Consider the following 4,528-nt stretch of genomic DNA (forward strand, 5'->3'; position numbering starts at 1 on the left):
GTTCCGAGAAACGGGGCGGAAGCGGAGCGGGGACGGTGAGGCGATGAGGGGTGCGTGACAGTCTGGGCGGGCATGCCGACCGGTCCAGGTTGGGCGATCAAAGCCCTTCAGCGGGTTTGCCCGCCAGAGGCGGCCTATCTGTTCTTCGGGAAAGACCGCTGAAGCGCTCTGCTTTCGGCCTGCGTCCACGACAACCGGGTCAGCCGCGAGGGAATGCCGCCGCTTCTGTCACGGGCCCGGCTATGAGGGCGTAGCTGATAGCTCTTACTACTTGTCAGCCTTCCGCGGGGGTTTCGGATTGCGGCACTCAGTGGGGGGTGCAAGAAGGCGATTGGCACGAGGCCGTGCCGACGGGGTCCGTGACACATGGGGGCGGAAACGCCTTTGGGGCTATTTCAGAACGGCGACCGTACGGGCCGCTTGTGATGCGGCCGTTTTGTGGTCCAGCTTGCCCCCTGCCGACTTTCGAAGGGCGGTCAGAGGCCCCATGCTTGCGCTTGAGGTTCTGAGAGAGCCGCCCAGACTATCACGGGCGCGAGTGTTACGGACGTCTCCGGACCAGCTTTTGTCTTCCGGCCAGCTCCGGTACAATGCTTCACGTCATTTCGAGAGGTCTTTATTAAGGAGGCCCGTTATGTCGGAACAACTGGTCGGCAAGGTAACCCACTATTTCGGCAAGCCGCGTGTTGCGGCCATCGAAATCACCAATGGCGAACTTCGCGTCGGCGATACGATTCATATCAAGGGGCACACCTCGGATTTCACGCAGCGCATTGACTCGATGCAGATCGAGCATGCACCCGTCGAGTGTGCCAAAGTGGGCGACAGCATCGGCATTCAGGTCGCCGAACACGCTCACGAACATGACCAGGTGTACCTGGTGACGCCGGACGGCCAGTGAGGGTCCGGCGCTCGGGGAGAGAGGGCCGCCGGGCAGCTCAGTCCGCCGCAGCACCGCCTTCATGGCGAAGACTGCCGTCGCACCCGGCGAAGACGGGGGCGTGCACAGGCTACACTCGCAGCACGTTCGGTTGTACCGAGAGCTTCAGCGGCCAGAGTAGATGCAGTTTGTTCCAGCCGATTTCCAACATCAATTCGGTGTCGCCTGGCGCGGCTCCCTTTGGGATTGTCAGATGATAGGTGCCCTCGGCATCGGGAGCGGGCGCGGGCTCGTCCCAGAGCGGGAGCCAGATCGACGATGGGGCGACAGAGGCTTTTGGCTCGACGCGGATGGTCACCGTCTGGCCTGGGCGGACCGTTGATCGATCGACAGAGAGCTTGATCGGGAGCTCAGCCGGCTGGAACTCGAAACCGGCCTGCCCGCGGATGTAGACAGGCATGCCGCTTTCCAGCGTGGTGATGGACAGGCCTTCGGCGGCGACGCAGGCGGCTTTCTCACCGAAGGTATTGATCACCGTGGGGTGCTGTTCTCCCCGCCAGGCCAGCAGGCGGCCGGCTTGCGGTGCGCAGGCGGCCACGACGTCTCGTTTGCCGTCGCTGAATCGAAAAGCGTAGGCATCGGGTCCAAGGTCGATATGTTCGGTTACCTTCATCCCCGCCAGCGTGTTGGCGATGGTTGCCAAGGCCTGGTAAGCCGGTTTGGGCCGCAGGTCATTTCGCACCATGCCGAAGTTGAACTCGTTGTAATAGGGGTCGTTGCCATCGTTGCGGAAGTCGTACCAGGAGACATTGGCGACCGCTCCGCCGGCCACGGAAGTCAGATACGTGCGGGCGACGAAGGACGCCTGCCGGCGCTCGGTTGTGCCGCCGAACCGGTCGCTGGGCCAGCCCATCTCGGTGATCCACACCGGGCGTCCGCCCACCAGTTCTTTCACGTCGCGCAGCTCCTTAATGAACTGCAGGTCATTCAATTCACCGCGGTAGGGGTGGATGGTCAGCGCGTCGAAGTTGGCCCCGGCGGCCATGGCTTGCTTGATGAAGTCGACGTCGATGCCCGCCGTCGAGCAGCCGAGCACCTGCGCCTCGGGGTCTTCGGCCTTGATTGCATCGTATGCCTTTGCCAGCATGCTGAAGTAAAGCTCTTTCGGTCCGGACCAGAAGAAGATGTTCGGTTCGTTCCAGATCTCCCAGTGTTTGATCCGGTCCTTGTAGCGGCGAACGACCTGCCGGGTCCACTGGCAATACTCCTCGACACCTTCCGGCGTGTCTTTCTGGGAGTAGTACGACCAGTAGCAGAGCAGACCATAGATGCTGATGCCGTTGGCATGGGCGACGTCGACCAGGTCGTCGTAGAACTTCCAGTCGAATTCGCCTTTCTTCGGCTCGGTGCGGTGCCAGTCGATCTCTTCACGAGTCCACTTCACCCCGGCGTGTCGGGCCAGCGTCGCCAACTCGTTCATCTTCTCCTTGGCTTGCGGGTGGCCGTGCCAGCGGTACAGATAAAGGCCGACGCCGAACGGGCTGGACGGGTCGAGAGCGGTGGATCCGGCTTCAGTCGGCACCGTGCTTGCTCCGATGGATGCCGGACTGCTGATGCTGTCGCCTTCAACCCACCAGAAGGTACCCTCGACTACGTTGAAGTTGCCGATGGCGCGAGGCTCCAATTCGATGATGGTCGGAGCGGCCCCGTTCGCGGGCAGAGTGACTTTTCGGATGTCGCTGTCGACGCCATTTCCCATTCTGAACCGGCCCACAAGCTCTCCCTGGGCTTGGGTCTTTCGCAAGTTCTGGATCTCCACCTTGAAGAGAGTCCGGTTGCCCGTTTGCTTGACGTCTGGCAACAACACGACTTTCTGATCGGCCGGCAGAGGGGTTTGTGCGTCGATCCTTTCCAGTCGGATGGTGCCCTTTTCCGGGCCGCCCTCGGTGCGTTTGAGTGCGATCTGTGTGATCCGCAATGGGAATTGGGGTTGGCCGTTGTTCTCGCCGCCGAAATACTCCCAGCCTTCCAGGTTGCCCAGCGGCACGTCGATGATCTGCGGTCCCTTCTCGGTCAGGCGGCCGACCTGCTTGCGGAAGTTCTGAAAATGGGAGCCCAGGGTGACGACGACCTCGTGGCCGGAGGCATCGCTCTCAAAGAAAAGCTTCATGCCGGCAGGCCGACCCAAGAGTGAGAACTCGGTGTGGATCGATGGGCTCGACTGGCCGGAGAAGGTGTAGTTCCACGTGCCTTTGTCGAACGCATTGCCCGGTCCGCCGTCGGCTCTGAAGCCAATGCTCGAATGCTGATTCCACGCGGTGTATGCCGTAACCGTTTCTGTCGGCGATGGAGCATCAGCAGCGAACGAGAGATCGTCAACCAGCAGCGATCCTTCCTTCCCCGTGGCCGTGTTTTCGATCAGCACGGCAAAGCCCCGCATCGGCCAGTGGACTTTCTGGTCGTTCGCGCCGCCGAAGGACGAAGTCCATCGCGTCAAATCCAGCTCAAACTGTTGCCAATCATCAAAGCTGAAGTCCACGGACTTCTGGAACGTTTGCGAGGAGGAGTCGATGCCGCGGAATGTGACGCGGTTGCCGGCCGGCTTTTTGAGCCACAGCCGCGCGGTCTTGAAGTCATTCTCCCTGGGCAGCAGGCAGCCCGCCTGGATGTAGTTGCCGCCACCCTCGAACGAGAAGGACAGCCTGAGGCAGCCGGCTTTGTCGTGGCCGTTGCCGGCGTCCCATTCGATTCTTCCTGTTGCTCCGGGGAACTCCGGACCGTTGCTGAAGGTCCAGGACTTCACGGAGTCGGCGGTGTCAAAGGTCATCGGTGTTGCCGCTTGGGTGGCAGCGCTTGAGGTGAGCAGGACGGAAATTGCCGGAAGGATAGATCTTGCTGTCATGGTTTGCTCCATCGCCAGGATCGAATGGTTTCTCAGTTGTCGGCAGGTTGTGTCTGCGCCTCGCGGACGACGTCGACCTGCCGCGACGAGGCATCATACACGAAGGCGATGATGGCCTGAATCTGCGCCGGGCCGTCGTCGAGAAGCGATTTGTCGTGCAGGCGGCGCTGCAAGCCGGCTCGGTCCTCCGGCGGGTAATCAGCGAAGGCACTTGCCTGGCCGTCGCCGAAGAAGCCGGGCATCCGCGTTCCGGGTTGTATGCGTCGTGGGTTGCGCAGCCACATCGACACCCAGGGCCGTCGCAAGCGTCGATTTGCCCGCTGCAGATCGGGGGCGGTTGGATGGGCATTGGCTCCCGGCACGGCGGGGCTGCCGAACACATGGCACTGGAGGCACTGCAACTCCTGAAAGAGCGTCTGACCGTCGGCGACCTGGTCATCTGTGGCCGTCTCGGCAGGGGTATCGAGGAACGGGTGGTCGATCGAGTACACCTGTTGCAGGAATCCAGCGTCGGCGAGTGCTTGATCACAGGCTCTTGCGAAGGTGGAGCGGTCTGTTTCACGAGGATCCAGCCACTGGGCCGGTATCGCGCCGTGCGACAATGCGAAACGCCGCAGCCGATCGACGGCCGTCACGGCATTTTCCCACTCGGTCGTGTCTCGACCGCTGGTTGGGAAAAGCACATCGGCGACGGAGGGAATGCGGTCAGGAACTGATGCGGCGGAAAGAGGGCCGAGATGGGAATC

The 4,528-nt window shown here is 61.9% G+C and carries 3 protein-coding genes; 1 reads left to right on the top strand and 2 read right to left on the bottom strand.

Annotation, left to right across the window (positions count from 1 at the left end; all coding sequences use genetic code 11):
* Positions 1–634: 634 nt before the first annotated feature.
* Positions 635–901: an EF-Tu/IF-2/RF-3 family GTPase gene (locus PLL20_11060; protein HPD30525.1), complete on the top strand. Its 267-nt coding sequence runs from the start codon at positions 635–637 to the stop codon at positions 899–901.
* A gap of 109 nt (positions 902–1,010) precedes the next feature.
* On the opposite strand, the gene PLL20_11065 is transcribed toward PLL20_11060, so the two are convergent.
* Positions 1,011–3,782, bottom strand: a complete 2,772-nt coding sequence (locus PLL20_11065) for a beta-galactosidase (GenBank protein HPD30526.1) — start codon at positions 3,780–3,782, stop codon at positions 1,011–1,013.
* A 32-nt stretch (positions 3,783–3,814) separates the two neighbouring features.
* Positions 3,815–4,528: c-type cytochrome (locus PLL20_11070; GenBank protein HPD30527.1), on the bottom strand; the 714-nt coding region annotated here is incomplete at its 5' end.

Source organism: Phycisphaerae bacterium, from assembly GCA_035384605.1.
Classification (GTDB): domain Bacteria; phylum Planctomycetota; class Phycisphaerae; order UBA1845; family PWPN01; genus JAUCQB01.

Bases quoted from the DNA above. Each gene is read 5' to 3' on its own strand.
- PLL20_11060 (HPD30525.1), top strand. From the start codon at position 635: ATGTCGGAACAACTGGTCGGCAAGGTAACCCACTATTTCGGCAAGCCG.
- PLL20_11065 (HPD30526.1), bottom strand. From the start codon at position 3,782: ATGACAGCAAGATCTATCCTTCCGGCAATTTCCGTCCTGCTCACCTCA.